Source organism: Pectobacterium cacticida, assembly GCF_036885195.1.
Classification (GTDB): domain Bacteria; phylum Pseudomonadota; class Gammaproteobacteria; order Enterobacterales; family Enterobacteriaceae; genus Pectobacterium; species Pectobacterium cacticida.
Map to the genome: position 1 here is coordinate 159,966 of NZ_CP133656.1, position 19,784 is coordinate 179,749.

At 52.9% G+C, this 19,784-nt stretch carries 17 protein-coding genes; 2 read left to right on the forward strand and 15 right to left on the reverse strand.

What is annotated here, in order from left to right; genetic code table 11:
* Positions 1-176: 176 nt before the first annotated feature.
* The 3 genes from RFN81_RS00725 to trxC all read right to left on the reverse strand — a co-directional run bounded on the left by RFN81_RS00725 (position 177) and on the right by trxC (position 4,173).
* Complete coding sequence (locus RFN81_RS00725) at positions 177-2,825, reverse strand: bifunctional acetate--CoA ligase family protein/GNAT family N-acetyltransferase (RefSeq protein ID WP_264497356.1); 2,649 nt, start codon at positions 2,823-2,825, stop codon at positions 177-179.
* 32 nt (positions 2,826-2,857) lie between these two features.
* Entirely contained in the window at positions 2,858-3,589 is a 732-nt protein-coding gene (locus RFN81_RS00730) for a tRNA-uridine aminocarboxypropyltransferase (protein ID WP_264497357.1), read from the reverse strand.
* A 164-nt stretch (positions 3,590-3,753) separates the two neighbouring features.
* Positions 3,754-4,173, reverse strand: a complete 420-nt coding sequence (gene trxC / locus RFN81_RS00735) for a thioredoxin TrxC (RefSeq protein WP_264497358.1) — start codon at positions 4,171-4,173, stop codon at positions 3,754-3,756.
* A gap of 237 nt (positions 4,174-4,410) precedes the next feature.
* Here trxC and RFN81_RS00740 point away from each other — a divergent pair, with 237 nt between their 5' ends.
* The gene (locus tag RFN81_RS00740) at positions 4,411-5,559 is read left to right on the forward strand and encodes a tRNA/rRNA methyltransferase (RefSeq protein ID WP_264497359.1); all 1,149 of its coding nucleotides are present in this window, start codon (positions 4,411-4,413) and stop codon (positions 5,557-5,559) included.
* Positions 5,560-5,605: 46 nt separating this feature from the next.
* On the opposite strand, the gene emrB is transcribed toward RFN81_RS00740, so the two are convergent.
* The 6 genes from emrB to RFN81_RS00770 form a co-directional block, all read right to left on the reverse strand.
* Positions 5,606-7,141, reverse strand: a complete 1,536-nt coding sequence (emrB, locus tag RFN81_RS00745) for a multidrug efflux MFS transporter permease subunit EmrB (RefSeq protein WP_264497360.1) — start codon at positions 7,139-7,141, stop codon at positions 5,606-5,608.
* Between the two features lie 17 nt (positions 7,142-7,158).
* Positions 7,159-8,334, reverse strand: a complete 1,176-nt coding sequence (emrA, locus tag RFN81_RS00750; RefSeq protein ID WP_264497361.1) for a multidrug efflux MFS transporter periplasmic adaptor subunit EmrA — start codon at positions 8,332-8,334, stop codon at positions 7,159-7,161.
* A 307-nt stretch (positions 8,335-8,641) separates the two neighbouring features.
* Positions 8,642-9,163: a transcriptional repressor MprA gene (mprA, locus tag RFN81_RS00755; RefSeq protein WP_264497362.1), complete on the reverse strand. Its 522-nt coding sequence runs from the start codon at positions 9,161-9,163 to the stop codon at positions 8,642-8,644.
* A 189-nt stretch (positions 9,164-9,352) separates the two neighbouring features.
* Complete coding sequence (gene ygaH, locus RFN81_RS00760; RefSeq protein ID WP_264497363.1) at positions 9,353-9,682, reverse strand: L-valine transporter subunit YgaH; 330 nt, start codon at positions 9,680-9,682, stop codon at positions 9,353-9,355.
* Positions 9,679-10,419: an AzlC family ABC transporter permease gene (locus tag RFN81_RS00765; RefSeq protein WP_264498836.1), complete on the reverse strand. Its 741-nt coding sequence runs from the start codon at positions 10,417-10,419 to the stop codon at positions 9,679-9,681. Before RFN81_RS00765 ends, ygaH begins: the two co-directional genes overlap by 4 nt.
* 172 nt (positions 10,420-10,591) lie before the next feature.
* The gene (locus RFN81_RS00770; protein ID WP_264497364.1) at positions 10,592-11,812 is read right to left on the reverse strand and encodes an MFS transporter; all 1,221 of its coding nucleotides are present in this window, start codon (positions 11,810-11,812) and stop codon (positions 10,592-10,594) included.
* Between the two features lie 166 nt (positions 11,813-11,978).
* On the opposite strand from RFN81_RS00770, the gene RFN81_RS00775 reads away from it, so the two are divergent.
* Complete coding sequence (locus RFN81_RS00775; protein ID WP_264497365.1) at positions 11,979-13,136, forward strand: lactonase family protein; 1,158 nt, start codon at positions 11,979-11,981, stop codon at positions 13,134-13,136.
* Between the two features lie 183 nt (positions 13,137-13,319).
* Here the strand turns inward: RFN81_RS00775 and proX are convergent, their stop codons facing one another.
* From proX to hpxX, 6 genes are all read right to left on the reverse strand, one after another.
* Positions 13,320-14,324 carry a glycine betaine/L-proline ABC transporter substrate-binding protein ProX gene (gene proX, locus RFN81_RS00780; RefSeq protein ID WP_264498837.1) on the reverse strand — a complete coding sequence of 335 codons (1,005 nt, stop codon included), beginning with the start codon at positions 14,322-14,324 and terminating at the stop codon, positions 13,320-13,322.
* Positions 14,325-14,544: 220 nt separating this feature from the next.
* Positions 14,545-15,729 carry a glycine betaine/L-proline ABC transporter permease ProW gene (proW, locus tag RFN81_RS00785; RefSeq protein ID WP_264497366.1) on the reverse strand — a complete coding sequence of 395 codons (1,185 nt, stop codon included), beginning with the start codon at positions 15,727-15,729 and terminating at the stop codon, positions 14,545-14,547.
* Positions 15,722-16,924: a glycine betaine/L-proline ABC transporter ATP-binding protein ProV gene (gene proV, locus RFN81_RS00790; RefSeq protein WP_264497367.1), complete on the reverse strand. Its 1,203-nt coding sequence runs from the start codon at positions 16,922-16,924 to the stop codon at positions 15,722-15,724. The genes proW and proV overlap by 8 nt, the downstream gene beginning before the upstream one ends.
* Positions 16,925-17,787: 863 nt before the next feature.
* Entirely contained in the window at positions 17,788-18,174 is a 387-nt protein-coding gene (gene hpxZ, locus RFN81_RS00795) for an oxalurate catabolism protein HpxZ (protein ID WP_264497368.1), read from the reverse strand.
* A gap of 9 nt (positions 18,175-18,183) precedes the next feature.
* A complete protein-coding gene (locus RFN81_RS00800; RefSeq protein ID WP_264497369.1) occupies positions 18,184-19,581 on the reverse strand; it encodes an AtzE family amidohydrolase in 1,398 nt (465 codons plus the stop codon).
* Entirely contained in the window at positions 19,578-19,769 is a 192-nt protein-coding gene (hpxX, locus tag RFN81_RS00805; RefSeq protein WP_264497370.1) for an oxalurate catabolism protein HpxX, read from the reverse strand. The genes RFN81_RS00800 and hpxX overlap by 4 nt, the downstream gene beginning before the upstream one ends.
* Positions 19,770-19,784: the final 15 nt, after the last annotated feature.

Genomic DNA, 19,784 nt, shown 5'->3' on the forward strand with positions numbered 1-19,784 from the left:
TCTTCTCTCATCAGTTTATACCCACAATACTTCGAACTGTACTAGGGTATATGACCTTCTGGTCATTATCAAAATTAAGGGGTAACCGAATGGGCGATAATACCATTACTTTATGGCTGTTGTGAGCCTGTTTTGCGATAACAATCCCGTTGCGAGCGCCATGTCACGCCATGCGATCATCCTTTAAGCGGCAATTCTAGCGACACAATACCCTCTTCTAACTGTACTGCGATGTGAAAACCAAGTTTCTTGGAAAGTTGGATCATGCCTTGATTATGCGGCATGGTAATGCCGGTCAACCGGCTGAGTCCATGTGCCTGAGCGTAATCAATCAGCTTTTCCATTAGGAGTCGGCCAAGGCCAAGTCCTTTTAGATCAGATCGTACTAGCACGGCAAATTCCGCTTCCGTATTATCTGGATCGGAAACCGCACGCGTCACGCCAATAATCTCTGTCTCTGCACCGAATTGGCGTATAGCAACAAACGCCATCTCACGATCGTAGTCAATTTGCGTCATATTGGCTAAATCTTCATGAGTGAACTCATTAATTTCGCTGAAATAGCGATAATACAAGTCCTCTTTTGTCACACGAGAAATGAACGCACTGAGCAGCGGTTCGTCTTCGGGTAAAATAGGCCGTAACAGGCAACGATCCTGATTTTTGAGGATGACAGTTTCTTCTAACGCATGGGGATAGGGGCGGATTGCCAATCTGGACTGCGGATCGCCATTAAATGGCGTTAGATACAGAGTGGCATCCACTAGTGTGAATGAATTTCCAGAGGTCAGCAAAGGGTGGATGTCTAACTGGGATATCTCAGGGCAATCAATAATCAGGTTGGAAACCTGAACCAGTAAGCGGCTAAGTGCGGGAATATCAAGTGGGCACCGTGCGCCATATTCAAGAATTTTGCCATTTTTTATTGCTTGTAGCACCAAATAGCGAGCTAGCGCCATATTTAGCGGGGGTAATGCGACGGCAGCCTGCTCTTCTCGCCACTCAATGCCGCCTTCCCCCAACATAATTAGCGGGCCGAAAACGGGATCTTGTTTGACAGCGATCCTGAGTTCTCGCGCACCTGCGCGATTTGCCATGCTTTGTACTAATAGGCCGTAAACGTGTGCTTGCGGGTAGGTACGTTTCACCCGGTCAAGAATGGCATTTGCCGCCAGTTGGACTTCTTCAGCTGTTTGCAGAGATAACATGACTCCCTGAACATCCGATTTATGCGGAATATCGGGCGATCTCAGTTTTATCGCGACCGGATAGCCAATTTTTTCGGCGATATGGACAGCCTCGGCACTGTCGACGGCAATCCAGGTAGGTAGTGTGCTTAAACCATAAGCATGCAAAATTGGCTGGACTTCATGCGTATCAAGTTGAGTCACGCCAGCTGACAGCGCCTGATGAATAAGCGCATGAGCTCGATTGGCGTTAATGCTTAAATTCAGCGGTAGCGCGGGCGTTTCCCTAAGCTGTTTCTGATTACGCTGATACTCGACGATATGCATAAACGCCGTTACAGCACCTTCTGGTGTGCGGTAAGTAGGAATGCCGGCATCGTTAAACAAGCGCCGTGCTTCCTGCGAAGAAAACTCGCCACACCAGTTAGTCAGTAGCGTGATTTTTCGTCCTCGCGGGTGTCGCTGAAATAGCGTAATCAACTGTGCAGCGCAGTCGGTGCCGGGCGCAGCGGCGCTAGGTGCATGAATAATTAAGAGTGCGTCGATGTTATCGCTGTCCAGCAATATTGAAATTGCCGCCAGATAACGCATTGCAGTCGCATCATCACGCAGATCGAGTGGATTGTCGACTGTGACAGCTTGTGGCAATGCCTGCTGTAGCGCTTGTCGGGTCTTTTCATTAAGTTGGGCGAGTTTACCTTGCTGGCTCAGAAGCTGGTCTAGCGCTAACGCGGCCAGGGACGCGCCGTTGCTCACCAGCATCAGACGTTCACCGCGCAACGGCCGCAGGTGACTTAACGTCTCAACCGCAGAAAAAAGCTCGTGTGTATCCCGTACTCTTAGTAAGCCTGCGCGTTGGATGGCCGCGTCATAGCCAGCATCCAGCCCCTGACGCTGGTCATTGAGTAATTGCTGGGCCTGCTGACTACGCCCGCTTTTTATTACCAAGATTGGCTTATTTCGGGAAGCGCTGCGGGAAGCAGAAAGAAAACGGCGAGCATCGCTAATGTGTTCCAGATGCAGCAGAATTGCACTGGTCTTGCCATCGCGCGCCAGGAAATCTAACAAGTCATCGACATCGATATCCTGACTATCGCCCAAGGCGATGAAATAGGAAAAACCGATACCGCGCTGTTGTGCCCAGTCCAGTATCGTATTGGAAACGGCGGCAGACTGTGAAATAAACGCCAATTTGCCTTTTAAAATCGGGACGGGAGAGAAACTGGCGTTTAAACCTTGCCAGGGGGCAAGTAGTCCGAGGCTATTGGGGCCCAGTAGGCGCATGTGATAGCGCACCGCGCAGGCCTTTAATTCGCTGAACTGGGTCGGTGGCGAGGAGAGAATGATGACGGTTTGACACCCTTTTTGTCCCAGCTCCTCTAGCAGCGCCAGATTACGGCTGGCGTTGGTGCAGATCACGGCAAGATCGGGCGTCATCGGCAGACTGGCGACCATCGGATAAGCTAGCACGCCGCAAACGGCCCGATATTTCGGTGTGACAGGCAGAACGGGGCCGCTGAAATGGCCGTCCAGTAGATTTCTCATCATCAGGAAACCGGCCCGACCTGGTTTTTCTGATGCACCAAGAACGGCGATAGACTTCGGGCGTAACAATGCTTCCAATCCGCGTTGGCTCATGCGTCACTCCTTCACATCGACTTCCTTTGATACTAACTGCTTTCCGCCGATTGTGCCGTGACGATGGGTCGATTTTCCCGCAAATGTGGGTGTGATTTCCCCGCCAGATAGTGTTGACGAAAACGCACAAAGTGCTGAGATAGCGCATCAGCGGCGGCGGCATCTCCCGCCTGTGCGAGTAGGGCGATAGCAATCTCGGCGGTGCAGTGTTGCCCCGCGTCGCTGGCTTCACGCAGTTGATAGCGGGAAAGTGTATCTACTTTCAGCGACAGGATCGGCAGAGTGTCCAGGTAAGGGCTTTTGCGGAACATTTTACGCGCTTCCGGCCAAGTTCCGTCGAGTAACACAAACAGCGCTGGCTTTTCTGTTGCGGGAAGTCGTTGAAACACCTGACGACCTTCTTCCGCAGCATTGGCAAGGAAAACCAAATAGGGCTGAACATTCGGGTCTTGCAGCGCCGAAAGCAGTTGAGGATCGGGTTCAGTGCGTGACCAGAGAAACGCCTGCGTCTCAGGCAGAATATCGGCGATGAGGCGCCCGGTATTGCTCGGTTTTAGCGGCTCAGTATCAAACATGACTAGACAGAAGCGGCTGCGAGATTGCTGTGCCTGAATGGTGTGGCATAGGCAGTTGGTTTCTGGCAACAAACATTGCTGGCAGCGTTTTACGCGACAGCCTCGGGCGCGAAACGGCTTGGTTGACTGCTCAAGACGCTGCTGGCGCAGGCGGAGTACAGCATTGTCCCTGAAAAGACGGTTGATCATTAAAGGATGGGAGATCATGAAATAGGCGACGCCATGAGATTCTGCAGCGAACCTGTTTCGTTTTAAAGATGGGAGACAGGTTCAGAAAGGCGATATTCTAATCGACAGGCGGGATGACCAAAAGGGGGCGGAGCAATAATGTCTCGCGATGCAATCCCAATTCTCTAAAGCGATTCGTCCAGCCAGCTTTCAAACTGTGTTTTTGGCAACGCGCCGTTGAGGATGTCGATCATCTGGCCCTGTTTGAAGATCATGAGGGTTGGAATGCTACGGATGCGGAAACGCGCGCTGAGAGCCGGTTCGGCTTCGGTATTGACCTTAATAAAGCGAATTTTCCCATTACGCACCTGTGCGACGTTTTCAAACACGGGAGCAAAGTTGATACAGGGGCCGCACCATGGCGCCCAAAAGTCGATTACGATAGGAATATCGTCCTGTAGCAGTTTATCAAAGGTTGCTGTTGTGGCATTGATGACGTTGCCGCTGAATAGCATTTCTCCGCAACGGCCACATTTTGCATGGTCGTCAACACGCTCTTCCGGCAGGCGATTGGTTGTTTGGCAAGATCCACATACCGTATTCATAACGGGGCCTCTGATAAAAGGGCTAAGATAAAGATACCGCCGATATAATGCGCACAATGCAGCGCGACAGGACGACGGTATGTTGCTTGATTGTGAACAGATTATGGTGTTGAGAGCGGGTTGCTACAACGTGGTTTGCCCAATAGCTACAATAGCTTCTGACTTTTACCACAAGCGTATGGCTAAGCAGGTGTACATAAGGTAATCTTCGCGCCCAGCGCGTAGGTGGAGAGAACAATGAGCGATTCATTTAATAGTAAAAGTGGCAAGGTTCGTGTGATGTACGTCCGCAGCGATGACGAGGGCGAGAAAGAGAACAAAAATAAACGTCCGTCTAACAAAGATCGCCGCAGTGATCGGCATGAAAGCGGGGATTCACGCGATCGGCGTGAGAAACCGAAACATCCGCGTGATGTTAACCCGCGTTATGCGCGTGAAAACCCATCCCGCGACAGCGATAGCGATAAAACGCCGTGGGGCGATAAAGATCGTCACGAACGCAGCGGCGAGCGGCCTCGCCGTCCACGCGGTGAAGATACGAATAGTTATGACTCTCCATGGAAAACGGTTTCGCGTGCGCCAAACGACAGTGATACGCCAGACCATGGCGGAATTACTGGTAAAAGCCAGATCGATCCTGAGCAACTGCGTCGTCAGCGTCAGGAAGAAACGCGCGTCTACGGTGAGAATGCCTGTCAGGCGTTGTTTAAAAATCGCCCAGAGGGGATTGTCCGCGCCTGGTTCCTGCAAGACGTCACGCCGCGTTTCCGTGACGCATTGCGCTGGATGGCGGCGAATCGCAAAGCTTATCATGTGGTGGAAGAGGACGAGTTGATTAAGGCTTCCGGCACAGAACACCACGGCGGGGTCTGCTTCCTGATTAAAAAACGTCAGGGAATGGACGTGCGTGAGTACTTAAAAACGGCTGGTGAGCATGATTGCGTATTGGCGCTGGAAGACGTAGGTAACCCACACAATCTCGGTGGCATTATGCGTAGCTGTGCGCATTTCGGCGTAAGCGGCGTATTGGTGCAGGATGCGGCGCTGCTGGAGTCTGGTGCGGCAGTACGTACGGCGGAAGGCGGAGCGGAACACGTTAAAGCGATTAACGCTGATGATTTTCTGTCCGTGCTAGCGGAATTCCGCCGCGCTGGCTACACCATCGTGACCACGTCCAGCCATAAAGGCGTAACCTTATCGCAAGCTACGCTTCCGGCGAAAACCGTGATTGTGTTGGGTCAGGAAGGGGATGGCCTGTCAGATAGCGCCTGGCAACAGGGTGATGTAAAAGTCTCTATCGGCGGTACCGGTAAGGTGGAAAGTCTGAATATTTCGGTCGCTACGGGCATTTTGCTGTCCGAGTGGTGGCGACAAAACCGAGCCTGATAGGGCGCACCATTTCTCAGGGAGATGACTCTCCCTGAGAAATTCGCTAGTGCGCTCCGCCGCCACTCCCTCCTGTGGTAAAGGGGGGTTTAGCGAACCAAACCAGCACCAACAACACCAGAAAGACCCCCGCGGCAGCCCAAAAAATCTCGTTGGCGGAGATAATCAACCCCTGCGCAGTAATTTGTTCAGCAATGTAGGCCGACGCCTGCGTTTGGCTCATCCCCATGGCCTGAAGCTGCTGGTAGGTTTCCTGGGCGATCGGATTGTACGGTGTGATCGACTCCGTTAAATGCGCATGATGTAGCGATTCGCGCTGTGTCCAAAGCGTGGTAGTCAGTGAAGTACCGATCGAACCGGCCAGCGTTCGGGCGAAGTTTGACAGGCTGGATGCCGCCGCCAGACGTTCAGGTGGCAGCCCAGACAACGTGATGGTTGTCAGCGGCATGAAGAAGCAGGCAACCGCAAACCCTTGCACGAACTGCGGCCAGGCCGATGCGCCGAAATCCATGCCCGGCTCGAAGGTGTATGCGCGCCAGTAAAAACAGACGGCATACATAATGAAACTGAACGTCACTAGCTGGCGCATGTCCAGACGCGGCGCGAATCGCCCGATGATCGGTGACAGCACTACCGGCATCAGCCCAACGGGGGCGGACGCCAAACCCGCCCAGGTTGCCGTGTAGCCATACACCTCCTGTAGCAATTGCGGCAAGAGGACGATGGCGCCGAAGTAAAACATATAGGCGAGGCTGATGCATAAACACCCGATGGTGAAATTGCGCGATTTAAACAGCGATAAATCCACTACGGGGTGGTCATCCGTTAATTCCCAGACAATGAGAAACGCTATCGTAATTACTGCAACTACCGTGAGGACGACGATCTCCGTCGAGTTAAACCAATCCAACTCTTTCCCGCGGTCCAGCACCATCTGAAGGCTACCGATACCGACGACCAACAATGCCAGCCCAATAGTATCGATAGGCTTGATCTCGGTTTTGGTTTCTCGTCCACGCAGCGTTTGTAGCGTAATAAAAACGACGGCGACGCCTAACGGAACGTTAATAAAGAATATCCAGCCCCAGTGATAGTTATCACTGATCCAGCCACCGAGGATCGGGCCACAGATCGGCGCGACAACGACGGTCATTGACCACAACGCCAGTGCGATGCTACGTCTCGCTGGAGGGTAATTACTGAGTAATAAACTTTGTGATAGCGGGATCAGGGGGCCGGCGACAATCCCCTGCAATACGCGGGCGAATATCAGCATTTCCAGACTGGTGGAAACGCCACATAGCCAGGAGGTCAGGGCGAAAAGCGCCGTCGACCACAGAAACAGGCGGACTTCTCCAAACCGTTTAGCCAACCAGCCGGTGATCGGGATAGAAATGGCGTTGGCGACGCCAAACGAGGTGATCACCCATGTTCCCTGTGAGTTGGACGCGCCCAGATTACCGGCGATGGTCGGAATAGCGACATTTGCGATGGTGGAGTCCAGCACCTGCATAAACGTCGCCAGTGATAGGGCTACGGTCATCCAGGCCAGACTGGCGCCTTTAAGCGGTTTTCTCTGCACAAGTCTCTCCTGCTCGATTAATCGGCGTTCGCCTGAATAATGGCGTTGATTTCTTGATTAACCGGGGTGAGATCCAGCGCCAACGCGTCGCTTTGGTAAGCAGGCGTGGTGCGCGGGGTTTTTGCTAGCACGTTACCCTCGGTATTCGCGGTATCGACCTTAACCAAGGCGGACAGCCCGATACGCAGCGGGTGCTCAGCGAGCTGTTGTGGGTCGAGTTCAATACGCACGGGCAGACGCTGGACGACCTTGATCCAGTTACCTGTCGCATTTTGGGCGGGCAGCAGCGAGAACGCGCTACCGGTTCCCATATCGAGGCCGACGACTTTCCCCTGATACACGACATCATCACCATAAATGTCCGCAATCACGGTGGCCGGTTGGCCGATGCGCATCTTGGCGAGCTGTGTTTCTTTAAAGTTAGCATCGACCCAAAGAGGGCTAGCGGGTACCACTGCCATCAGTGCGGAAGTTGGCGAGATGCGGGCGCCAATCTGCACGCTACGGCGAGAAACATAGCCGTCGACCGGGCTAACAATCTTGGTCCGTTGCAACGCTAGCCAGGCATCGCGCATGGCGACGGCGGCCTGTTGTATGGCGGGTTGTTTCTCAAGCGGCGTAGCCAAAATCATCGCCTGGTTGGCCTGATATTGTTGTTCGGCGACGTCTAACGCCGCCTTAGCCGCCGCGACCGCATCACGCGCATGCTGTACTTCTTCACGCCCGATAGCATTGACGTTACCCAATGCTTCCCGGCGGCTCAAGTCGCTTTGCGCCTTATTCAATTCAGTTTGGCGCAACGCGATATTGGCCAGATACTGCTTACTATTGATGATTAACTGGTGGGTCTGACGCACGCTATTGGCCAACTCATTTTTGGCGTGCTCAAACGCCTGCAAGGCATCGGTTGGATCCAGTTCCACCAGCACCTGCCCCTGCTTAACAAAATCGGTATTATCGACATTGACGTGCGTTACGCTGCCGCTGACTTGCGCCATGATTTGAATCTGGTTGCCTGCAACGTAGGCATCGTCGGTACTTTGGTGGTGCCTAAGTACGAGAAACCAATAAACAAACCAGGCACAGCCCAGCGCGATGAAAAGCAGGGTCAACAAAGTTAACACGCGTTTACGCTGCTGTTTCTTGTTTCTTTTTGGCGTTTGCGCCACCTGATTTTCCACACCTTCACTCATGCTCTTTTCTCTCATTTTATTCTGTTGGTATCGGCTACCGAACCAGACTGGGCCGTCGGTACTAGTCGCAATGAATACATCTTGTTGTGCAGTCCAAAGGTATCTTCAGGGAGGCTGCCAGAAACGTGAGCGTGTTGTTTTACAACGTCGAACTCTACGATAGCTGACTGGCCATTTGTTGGCGCAATCCACTGGCCCGATGCATAGGTATCGGGTCATTCCTGAGGAAATAAAAGGTAGAATGTAATACGTTGTCGTTATTTTTCTGTTGTTATTAAAGATTGATACTAGAGATCGCTATTAGCGATCAACTGCATTGATTATCGATATGTTCCATCTCATCTAATCTAACAAGGAGCTTTCTCATCAGGGTTTCGAACTGTTTTTGCTCATTGGGTTCAAGTGATGAACAAAGTACATGCAGATGGTTATGCTGGGGCGGAATCAGTTGATCGAGAAACGCTTTACCTTCCGCCGTTAGGTGCAGATGCAGACAACGCCTGTCGCTACTGCTCTCGCGTCGTTCAATCCAACCTCTTTTCTCCAGATCGTCAGCTATGCGCGTCGCATTGGTGCGTGACGATCCCAACGCGGCACTCAATTCAGAAGGCTGAATGCTATAAGACTCCTGCGATTCAAGCGTCAGCAATGCCATGAAAAGGGTTTCGTTAATTCCCTGATCTTTCAGCATTCTATTCCTATGTTCCAGAATTTTACTTTGGACGTGCATAAAAAGACGTAATAGCAAGACCTCCTGCCGAGGGAAGCTGGGTTTACGCGCGGCACGCAGATCGAGCATGTGTTCTATAGGCGTGAATGAACTGTCCATTTTTTATATAAACCTCATTAGTCACGGTGTACATAGTAACGAATGTTACTAACTGGGTAAACGGCACCCACGTGGGAATTAAGCTTAATTCTGTGACAGAAAGTAAGCGAGAAACAGTACATCATAGAGTATGTACTTCGCTTATCTATCTAAATCAAAAGATTAACTAATAATTTAAGGAGAGAAGGGTTAGAACCATTTAAACGCAATGCCGTAGCATAGCGCCCCCAGCAATGTTGATAACACGATACTGCGCGTCTTATAAAAGCAGGCTGTCAACGTAATAAACCCCATCAGGGTGGGCCAGAGCTTTTCATGATGCGCAAGCATGTCCGGTACGCTGGAAACGATCAGCAGAGCGCAGATGGAGGCAATGCCGATGCTATCAAGCAATAGCGCCTTTCTGCCATGCTGTAATGAACCGGAAGCGCGCGAAGTGCTGAGTCGCAGGGGAAGATAGCGGAACAGATAGTTCACTAACCCGACCATCAGTCCGATAAGAATCACGTTTGTGTTCATGAGTTTACCCGTGGTGTGGCGGTATTAACCAGCGATGCCAGGCAACCGCTGATAATGCCGATCAGTATTGCTGCCGGAATGGAGGAAAGCAGTAACCCAAGTAGTGCGCCGCCGAGCGCGCAGGTTACGACCAGACCCTGCCTACGCTTGAAAGAAGCCAGCAAAAAGCTCAGGAAAAGTGCGGGCAGCATGAAAGACAGCGCTGCTTCTACAGCGGGATAATTTTTTAGGGGGCCGTCACCGAATGCGGCGCCAATCACCGTGCCCAGCGCCCATGAAAGCCAAGCTGACAGCGACACGCCCATCATCCAATTTTCAGACCAGCGCCGATTATTTTTTGCCAGCCGTGTAGCGGCGGCGGCGAACACTTCGTCCGTCAGGCCAAACGCCCACAATGCAGTTTTACGCGCGCTCAGTTTTTGCGCTATACGATGTCGTAATGCCGGGCCATAGAGGACATGACGCACATCCATCGCCATAACGGTTAACGCGGCCACCCAGATGGACACACCGGCGCTAAGTAGCGCGGTGATGACGAATTGGCTCGCGCCAGCATAAATAACGCAAGAGAGGAAAATGCTCTCTAGCGGCGTAAATCCGAGCTTGACGGCATTCATGCCAAACGCAAAGGCGACGGGCATGTAGCCGATAACAATCGGCAGACTGTCAAAGAGGCCTTCGCTAAAAGAAGCCGCTTTTGTCGGTGCCGATGGAACAGACGTGGTTAATATTTTCACTGGGCTGAATAGCCATGTTGTTGTTAAAGCGTGGTAACCGATAACACTAGCAAAGCGGTAGTGAAATTTCACGCGATTACAGCACGAAAGTAAGTTTGCTGAAGCGGCGCACTCCCCCAATGGAAACGTCGTCAAACGAGCAGCGTCCACAGGGAGCGAGCCGCGTGCGGGGCTATAGCGTTGCCAGCGCTTCCTGCGTTTCATGGCGGTGGTTGCGCCACCACACCAGTAGATTTAGCAGGCTGATCATTCCACCTGCGGCGCAGACGCCAGGCCAGCCCCACTGCTGGTAAGCAGAGGCCGAAAGCAACGAACCCAGCGCGCCGCCGATAAAATAGACGGTCATATAGCCGGCAGTCAGGCGATTACGGGCGTCGGGCATCATACGGTAAATCACGCTCTGGTTAGTGACGTGTACGCCCTGAACCGCCAAATCCAACACAATAATACCTACCAGTAGTGCTGCCACGGAGGCACTGCCGAGCGCAATAAAGCCCCACGAGAGTAAGAGCAGGATAATCCCGATGCTGGTAGTCTGTTTAGCCTTACCTTTATCGACCTGACGTCCGGCGCGCGATGCTGCTAATGCACCCGCAGCGCCAACCAGCCCGAACAGGCCGATGATCCCTTCGGAGTAGCCGTAGGGCGGAGAGGCCAGCAGGAATGCCATCGACGTCCACAGTATGCTGAAGTTGGCGAAGCACAAACAGCCGAGTACAGCGCGGGTACGCAGCAGTGGCGTAGCGGAGAACAGACGGAAGATGGAAAGCAGCAACTGCGGGTAGTTCAGCGTGTTTTGCTGAGGGAGGCGCGGTAATGCCCGCCATAAGATCAGCGCCATGATGACCATCAGTGTGCTGGCAACCCAGTACACGGTGCGCCAGTCGCCGAGTGAAGCCAACGCGCCCGCGGCGGTTCTCGCCAGTAAAATCCCTAGCAGCAGGCCGCTCATTATCGTACCGACGACTTTACCGCGCGTTTCCGGCGTTGCCAGCGTCGCTGCAAGGGGAACCAATAGCTGGGCGACAACGGAGAATAACCCCGTCAATGCCGTACCCGCGATCATTACCCAGAGCGTAGGCGCAGAGGCCGTGAGTAGCATTCCACCCGCGGCAAGTAACGTCATGCCGACAATCAGCGTTCGGCGTTCAAACATGTCCCCCAGTGGAACTAAAAAAAGCAGCCCGACGGCGTAACCCAACTGTGCGGCGGTAACAATGAACCCCGCCTGATTGACGGAAAGCGCAAAGACTCTGGCAATGGTTTCCAGCAGCGGCTGAGCATAATAGTTACTGGCGACGGCGAGGCCGGTCGCGACAGACATAATCAGGGTCAAAGACAGGCTGAGCCCTGGTTGTGGCTGAGCGTCGGAAGCAGGTTGCGGAAGCGGCATAGTCTATGAACGTTAAGGTAATGTTAAAAATGGAGGCTATAGTATCGGGTAGCGCTGACTGAGATGCCAGAATATCTTTACCCTTTTTATAATGCGATAGACGGTTTTGTTTTTAATACGATTGATTTAGCTTATCGCACGCAGCATATCACTATCGACAGGGAACATGATGAAGTATTACCGGACATTTAAGATAAAAAGCATTGCGATACTCATGGGATGCGCCGCGCTGCCAGCAGCGCTGTGGTCAATGGAAGCACAGGCGGTCACCGCAGTCTATGTTTCAGCCGCCGCTGATGGCGTAATCGACGCCTACATCCTTAATACACACAGTGGCGAATTAACCGCCATCGGGAAAGTACCCGCAGGGGCGAAAGTGATGCCGATGGCGGTTAGCCCGGATAAATCTACCCTCTATGCCGCCACGCGCAGCGTGCCCTATTCGGCGGTGAGTTATAACATCGATCCTAAAAGCGGTGCGCTCAGCCTGTTAGGTAAAGCGGAACTGCCGGACAACATGGCGTACCTCTCGACCGATTTTACGGGGAAGTGGTTGTTCAGCGCTTCGTATGGCGGCAATAAAGTCGCGGTTAATGGCATTGATAAAGACGGCAAGGTGAACGCAAGCGCGGTCACGGTGGTACCAACGGGGGAAAAGGCACATAGCATTATTGCCGACCACAAAAATAGGTTCGTCTTCGCCAGCAATTTGGGCAGCGATCAAATTGTCCAGTTCCGGTTTGATGCGAAAACAGGCAGGTTAACGCCGAATGAACCGTCAGTAGTTAAGCTGCCTGAAGGAAACGGGCCGCGCCATCTGGTATGGGCGCCAGATAATAAAACGCTCTACGTGAATAATGAGCTGTCCGGTAAAGTCGCGCGCCTGACGCTGGATGAAAAAACGGGACAGCTTACGCTACTCGATTTCACAGACAGCATTCCAGCGGATGCGGGAATGCGGGTGGGAACGATTGCGCCGGATAAAAAGCGTGCCGATAACAGACCGAAAATATGGAGCGCGGATCTACGCCTGACGCCCAATGGAAAATTCTTGTACGTATCGGAACGTACCAAAAGCACAATTACGCTATTACGGGTTGAACCGAAAACGGGTCAGTTGAAATACATTACGCGCTACCCGACGGAAACGCAGCCGCGCGGTATGCAGATCGATCCCAGCGGCAAATTCCTGATCGCCAGCGGCGAAAAATCGACATCGCTGTCGGTGTATCGCATCAACCAGGACAACGGGGATTTAGTGCGAGTGGGGCAATTCCCAACCGGAAAAGGTGCGAACTGGGTCGAAATCGTTAACCTGCCGTAATTATCGCCCATCAATGAAAAACGCCCCTTTTTGTGAAAGGGGCGCTCGGCGACGGGAATGATGGTCGTTTAAGCATGAATTTAGGGGAAACACGATGCTGGGGTTCCCGCAGGAGTGCACCACACCGTGATAATCCCGGTATCTCGATCCTTAAACGATCGACATTCACGCATCTATAGATCGTTATTTCGCGGCCTCGGCGGCGGTCTTCACCCAGCCGTCAAACAATTGCTGATGGGCTTTGATCCAGCCATCGACATGACGTTCGATATCCTGCTGTGATCCCTCACCTTCATGCATACGTAGGTTCTGCGCATTCACATCGGCAATCGGCAACTTCATGATAGCAAACAGCTTGGCTGCGGCTGGGTTTTTCTCTGCCCACGCCTTATTCGCCGCGATCCTCATGTTATTGACCGGGAAGCCGTAGTCGGCCCCGTTAGGCAACTTGGTACTGACGCCCTTCATCGCGCCGGGTTGAGAAGAAAAAGGTACCTGCAACCACACAACGTCACGTCCTGGAACCAGTACATCACTCACCCAGTAAGGCGTCCATGTGTAGTACAGAATCGGCTTGCCTTCTTTATAACGCGTAATGGTATCGGCGATCATCGCTGCATAGTTGCCCTGATTATGCTCCACCGTGTCGGTTAGGCCATAGGCGGGGAGATGGTTATTGATAACGGCTTCACATCCCCAACCCGGCGTACATCCCGTGAGATCGGCTTTGCCATCGCCATTAGTATCAAACAGTTTGGCGATTTTCGGATCTTTTAACTGCGCAATGTTGGTGATTTTGTATTTATCAGCCGTTTTCTTATCGATGAGATAACCCTGTGCAGCGCCGGTGACGTATTCCCCCTGGCGGTAGAACTTCGCGTCCCCGCCAGCGGCTTGGTATTGATCGGCGTGCAGCGGATCCCAGTTTACCGCGATAAACGTGGCGTCGCCGGAGGCGATTGAGGTATAGGCGACATTGTAATCTACCTCTTGTGGCGGCTGTACATCATAGCCGAGCTTTTCCAGCGCGCGGCTGACCAACAGCGTCTGGAACGTCTCCTCGGAGATGGTGCTTTGCACCGGAACAACGGAGATACCTTTGCCCGGCTGTGCGGTGTCAGCAGCATAAACGTGTGTGCTCAATAGTGCTGTCGTCAGGGCAGCAGCCCAGAGTTTAGTGTTACGCATCATGATTCCCTCTGTTTTTATACCCGTCATACTTCAAGTTGCATGTCCGTTGGCTGCGCTCTAGTCACCTGAATCACTTACCTCTGTAAGCTCATCGGGACGCCTTCTCTTGCCGCTTGCCTGAAACTCGAATGATTTAAGGTATATTGTTGCGTTGCGGATAAAACGAATAGTGAATGTTGCCGCTTGTCTGACGTATGCCAGACAAGCGGGACGAGCGTTACGGCTTGATGAAAGGACGTGTCAGCAGACCAATTGGGCCGCTGGCATACCAGCTTTTGTTGCCCTTACTGCGACGGTCACGTCCCAGAGACTGGGTAAGACGGTCAAGAATAATCGCCAGAATGACAATCCCGACGCCGCCGACCGCCGCCAGCCCCATATCCAGACGACCAATACCGCGTAGCACCATCTGACCCAGACCACCTACGGCGATCATTGAGGCGATAACCACCATAGACAGCGCCAGCATCAGCGTCTGATTAACACCGGCCATGATGGTCGGCATGGCGAGCGGCAGTTGAACCTTAAATAACATCTGGCGCGGGCTGGCACCGAAGGATTCGGCGGCCTCAATGAGATCGGCTGGCACCTGACGAATACCCAAAATAGTTAAACGGATAATCGGCGGCAGGGCGAAGATTATGGTCACCACCACGCCGGGTACGTTACCGATACCGAACAGCATCACGATGGGCACCAGATAAACGAACGCGGGCGTGGTCTGCATCGCATCGAGCAGCGGACGAATAAATTTAGCCGCCCGTTCGCTGCGCGCCAGCCAAATCCCGATGGGGAGCCCGATAATTACACAGAAGAATAGCGCCGTCAGCACCAGCGCTAACGTGATCATCGCCTGCGACCATGCCCCGATCGCCCCAATCGCGATCAACGACAATAACGTCGCGACGCCCATGCCGAGGCTGGACATCTGCCAGGCAATCAGTGAAAACAGCAAAATTGCGATGGGGGCTGGCATACCCAGCAGAAATTGCTGAAAGCCGCTGAGGATGAAGTCGACCGGCACTCGGACGCTCTGAAAAAGCGGTCTAAAATGCAGTACTACCCAGTCAATCCCTTGAGTGACCCAACTATCCAGCGGGATCAGCGTGTCTTTAAACGGATCGAGCAAATTAAAATGCTCTGGGGTAGTGGGAGCCGCGCTGTTTAACCAATCGCTGCCGGATTGCGCCGCCTGATGAGCCGCATCGGCGGGCGCACTGGCCCAGGCATCGCTACCGCTTGAGGCCGCATCATGCGTAGCTGTCGTCGTGGCCCAGGGATCGCTTTGCGCCGCGTTATCGGGCGTAGGTGCGTTTTGTGTGCTGGTTGCCCATGGATCGCTCTGGGCGGTTGTCTCATCTGCCGCGGCGGTGGTATCCCATGGATTTGTCGATTTATTCATTGGTTGCTCCCTCCTTATCCAGTGCCTGTAACAACATTCCTTTGGAAATGATGCCAATGTACTCATGGTTTTCGCCGACGACCGGTACGGCACAGGGAGCCTGTGCGACCTGAGAAATCAGCTCGTTGAGTGACATATCTGCGGGCACGGGAGCAGGTTCGGGTAGTAACGCCTGTTCCAGCGGTTGCTGTTCCTTCAGCGCCTGTTTTAGTGAATCAATTGACACGACGCCAATGAAGCGTTTACCACCCTCCAGCACGTAGCCATAGTCACGGTCTTCGTCCTGAAGGATTTTCAGCGCGGAGCGCGGACCGACGCCGGGTGTTTTACGAATCAACGTGACCGGACGGCGGCGAGCGATATCTTTGGCGCTAAAGACGTGGCTGATATCGACACCACGGAAGAAGGTGCGGACATAATCGTTGGCTGGATTATTGAGGATCTCATCGGGCGTACCGACCTGAATCACTTCCCCACCATGCATGATGGCGATTCGGTCGCCGATGCGCATGGCTTCATCCAGATCGTGCGAGATAAACACAATGGTGCGCTGATGACGAGATTGAAGTTTGATCAGCTCATCCTGCATTTCGGTACGGATTAGCGGGTCTAGCGCGGAAAACGCTTCGTCCATCAGCAGGATATCGGGATTGTTGGCTAATGCGCGGGCTAAACCGACGCGTTGCCGCATCCCGCCGGAGAGTTCATCCGGGTAAGACGCCGCATAGGCTTCGAGCCCGACTTGCTGTAACGCATCCAGCGCTTTTTGCTCGCGCTCCGCTTTCGGCACGCCAGCCAACTCCATCCCAAACGCGGTATTGTTAAGGATGTTCAGATGCGGCATGAGCGCAAAGGATTGGAACACCATGCTGATCTTCTTACGCCGTACATCGCGCAGCGCAGCATCGGATATTTGGGAAATATCCTCACCGTCAATCAGCACCTGACCCCGAGTGGGTTCGATCAGACGATTGAGAAGGCGTACCATGGTTGATTTGCCGGAACCGGATAATCCCATGATGACAAATATCTCGCCTTCTTCAATGGCCAGACTGGCATCTTTTACCCCGACGGTGAGCCCTGTTTTTTCAAATACCTGATCTTTGCTCAGGCCTTTATCAATCAGTTTAAACGCTCTCTCCGGGTGTTCACCAAATATCTTATAAAGGTGTTTTACTTCAAGTTTAATTGCCATGAAATTATGGTTTTCCTGTGTCGTTTATAATTCTATAACATCGTCCCGATAATGGTTAAACGTAGGCTACCCTACCATAATCAGATTCTGAGACAACCCCTATGGCCGCAATGCGGTATTCGGGCAGGATGATATTAGACAAGGATAACACGTTATCCTTGTCGGCATTTCTTCATAGAAAACAAGGGGATTTTGAATTTAACTTTTTACTAATAGTTATTATATAACAATGTATTACGTCGTTTTTCTTCTATGTTGAATCAATGTCGGATATAACCTTTATCGATAAGGCCGTCATCGCTATTTATCGCGGTGATCATTCAACAGATAATAAGGAAAATAAATCACAATCCAGGGTGATTCAGGCACCAAAATAGGATGGCGTGACACTATTCTTCGCTTATCTCGCCTGTCGATATTGTATACAGTATAGCAAAGATATTGGCCGTGGAAATGCAGTGTTCATTTTCGGCCATACATGAAGGGCGACCTAATAATATATCAGCCATAGATTGGCGAAATTAATATGGCAGATAGGGCTGATATGCGCCGCAAATTAAGAACCTATCCCATTGGGGCTATTTTACTTGCCATTTTGGCCCTGGGCAGTGCTCGAAATCCTCACGTACTCCGTGTACGCTCCGGTTTCTGCGCGCTGTCCGTGACCAAACTGACCGCGACAATGACGCCTACTGGGATAGGATCTAAGGTGTAGTCGTGCATGATTATTTGTGGATGATCACGTTGCATTCGCGCACGGCACCAATGGTGACGGTATTGAGATGGCGTATCATCATCCACCGAAGAGTAAGGGCTGTGGGCATTGACCTCGGTGGATGCTACAAGCGGGGAAATCTCCTCCGTTATTCGCTCATCAGGCTGACGTGGGCGGCAACAATACGCCAGCCTTCGGGCATTTTGACCCAGGTCTGCATTTGGCGGCCGATCTTCGTGCTGCCTGCGCGGGTGAACTCCGTACTGGCGACGGCCATATCGTGGCCGTAAGTGGTGATGACCGTATTACGCAGCGTTCTGTCCAGACCGGCTGAAGGGCGAGCGAGGCGAAAGGCACGAATTTCCTCGATGCCGTACAGGTTTTCTCCCGCGCCATAGCGCACCGTTTTTTCATCGTGCCAGAACAATTCATCCAGCACTGCAATGTCATTACTGGTTAACGCTTTCTCATAGCGATAAAACGCGGCGGTCACATCGGCCAGCACATCTTGCTGGTTAATATTGTCAGGCAACATCTTGTTTCCTCATAAAGTATACGTGATACCCTGCTGCTCCAGTGCCCATGCGGTGCGCAGACAATGATCCTCGCGCCACGGTGCGCCGATGATCTGCACGCCTATTGGCAAGCCGCCTGCGGTCGCTACTGGCACTGTCACAACGGGTAATCCGACAAAAGAGATCGGCTGTGTCAGCATGCCCATACTGGCGCGCACGGGCAGATCGGTGTCATTAATGCGCATCGTTTCCTGCCCGATTAGTGTCGCAGTACACGGTGTCGCGGGGGCAATTAGCAGGTCTGTGTGTTCGAACAACGCCAGCGCCTGTTGACGGAAAAAATGGCGGAAACGCTGGGCTTGCACATACCAGGCGGCAGGGATCATCGCACCAGCGAGCAGGCGTTCACGTGACAATGGCTCAAAGCGTTCTGGCTGTGTGCGTAAATCGGGCAAATACTGATTTCCCCCTTCGCTGGCTGACACAATAAAGGCCGCGCTACGGGCCAGCGCGGCATCGGCTAACGTCAGACAATCCTGTGCGCCCAGCGCTTGTGCGATCTGGTGCACGGCGGTTTTGGCTTCCTCGGTAGCCCAGGTGGAAAAATAGCCATCCAGCACCGCGTAGCGCAATCCCTCGCTGCCGATTTCCAGGTGCTCTGCGGTATGCCGCGTTTCCTGATCGGCTTGAAAACGATCGTGCGTATCGTGACCTTGTAATGCATCGAATACCAATGCCAGATCGTCTGCGCTCCGCGCCATTGGGCCGATATGGTCAAGGCTGGCGACGAAGGGGTGAGTACCGTGGCGTGATAAACGACCAAATGTCGGCTTCAGCCCGAAAATGCCGCAGAGCGACGACGGTACACGGATCGAGCCATTCGTGTCACTGCCTAAGGTAAAGTTAACCAGTCCGGCAGCAACGGCTGCCGCTGACCCGCCCGATGATCCTCCGGCGATACGCTGTGTGTCGAGCGGATTACGCGTCGGGCCATAGTGGCTATTTTCGGTGGTAAAACCATAGGCATAGGCGTCCATATTCAACATACCGGACAACAACGCGCCCTGATGGGTAAGCTGGCGCAGGGCAAAGGCATCATGAGCGGCCGGAGGGCGCTGGCTGAGAAGTTCCGCGCCTGCCAGCGTGGTTTCACCGCTGACATCAAACAGATTTTTAACGGCATAGGGGACACCGGCCAACGCCGGTAAGGGTTCGCCGCGTTGACGCCGTGCGTCAACGCATTCAGCTTCCGCCAGCATACGTTCGCGGGTGACGTGGGTGTAAGCATTAATCGTCGGGTTATGCTGTTCAATGGCGGTCAGCGTTTGCTGTGCAAGCTCCCTGGCGGAGAAGGCGCCTTCCTGCAAGTTTTGCTGAATCTGCCGAATAGATAACGATGAAGGCGCGTTTCTGTCGTATAAACTCATAACCTGTACTCTCCGGCAATCTCCTGATGCTCATCAAGGGGGAACGCCATTAACGGCTGTGCCATGCCATGAATGCGGCTGAATTGCACTAACAGTTCTTGACGCCGTTCCTGATTGAGTTGCAGGGATAGCAGCGTCTCCATCTGTTGTAGATAAGCTGCCAGCACATCTTGTTCGGTCATCGTCATTCTGTGTTCTCCCGG

Excerpts from the sequence above, each read along its gene's own strand:
- RFN81_RS00725 (WP_264497356.1), bottom strand. The coding sequence starts at position 2,825 with ATGAGCCAACGCGGATTGGAAGCATTGTTACGCCCGAAGTCTATCGCC.
- RFN81_RS00730 (WP_264497357.1), bottom strand. The coding sequence starts at position 3,589 with ATGATCAACCGTCTTTTCAGGGACAATGCTGTACTCCGCCTGCGCCAG.
- trxC (WP_264497358.1), bottom strand. The coding sequence starts at position 4,173 with ATGAATACGGTATGTGGATCTTGCCAAACAACCAATCGCCTGCCGGAA.
- RFN81_RS00740 (WP_264497359.1), top strand. The coding sequence starts at position 4,411 with ATGAGCGATTCATTTAATAGTAAAAGTGGCAAGGTTCGTGTGATGTAC.
- emrA (WP_264497361.1), bottom strand. The coding sequence starts at position 8,334 with ATGAGTGAAGGTGTGGAAAATCAGGTGGCGCAAACGCCAAAAAGAAAC.
- mprA (WP_264497362.1), bottom strand. The coding sequence starts at position 9,163 with ATGGACAGTTCATTCACGCCTATAGAACACATGCTCGATCTGCGTGCC.
- ygaH (WP_264497363.1), bottom strand. The coding sequence starts at position 9,682 with ATGAACACAAACGTGATTCTTATCGGACTGATGGTCGGGTTAGTGAAC.
- RFN81_RS00770 (WP_264497364.1), bottom strand. The coding sequence starts at position 11,812 with ATGCCGCTTCCGCAACCTGCTTCCGACGCTCAGCCACAACCAGGGCTC.
- RFN81_RS00775 (WP_264497365.1), top strand. The coding sequence starts at position 11,979 with ATGATGAAGTATTACCGGACATTTAAGATAAAAAGCATTGCGATACTC.
- proX (WP_264498837.1), bottom strand. The coding sequence starts at position 14,324 with ATGCGTAACACTAAACTCTGGGCTGCTGCCCTGACGACAGCACTATTG.
- proW (WP_264497366.1), bottom strand. The coding sequence starts at position 15,729 with ATGAATAAATCGACAAATCCATGGGATACCACCGCCGCGGCAGATGAG.
- proV (WP_264497367.1), bottom strand. The coding sequence starts at position 16,924 with ATGGCAATTAAACTTGAAGTAAAACACCTTTATAAGATATTTGGTGAA.
- hpxZ (WP_264497368.1), bottom strand. The coding sequence starts at position 18,174 with ATGTTGCCTGACAATATTAACCAGCAAGATGTGCTGGCCGATGTGACC.
- RFN81_RS00800 (WP_264497369.1), bottom strand. The coding sequence starts at position 19,581 with ATGAGTTTATACGACAGAAACGCGCCTTCATCGTTATCTATTCGGCAG.
- hpxX (WP_264497370.1), bottom strand. The coding sequence starts at position 19,769 with ATGACGATGACCGAACAAGATGTGCTGGCAGCTTATCTACAACAGATG.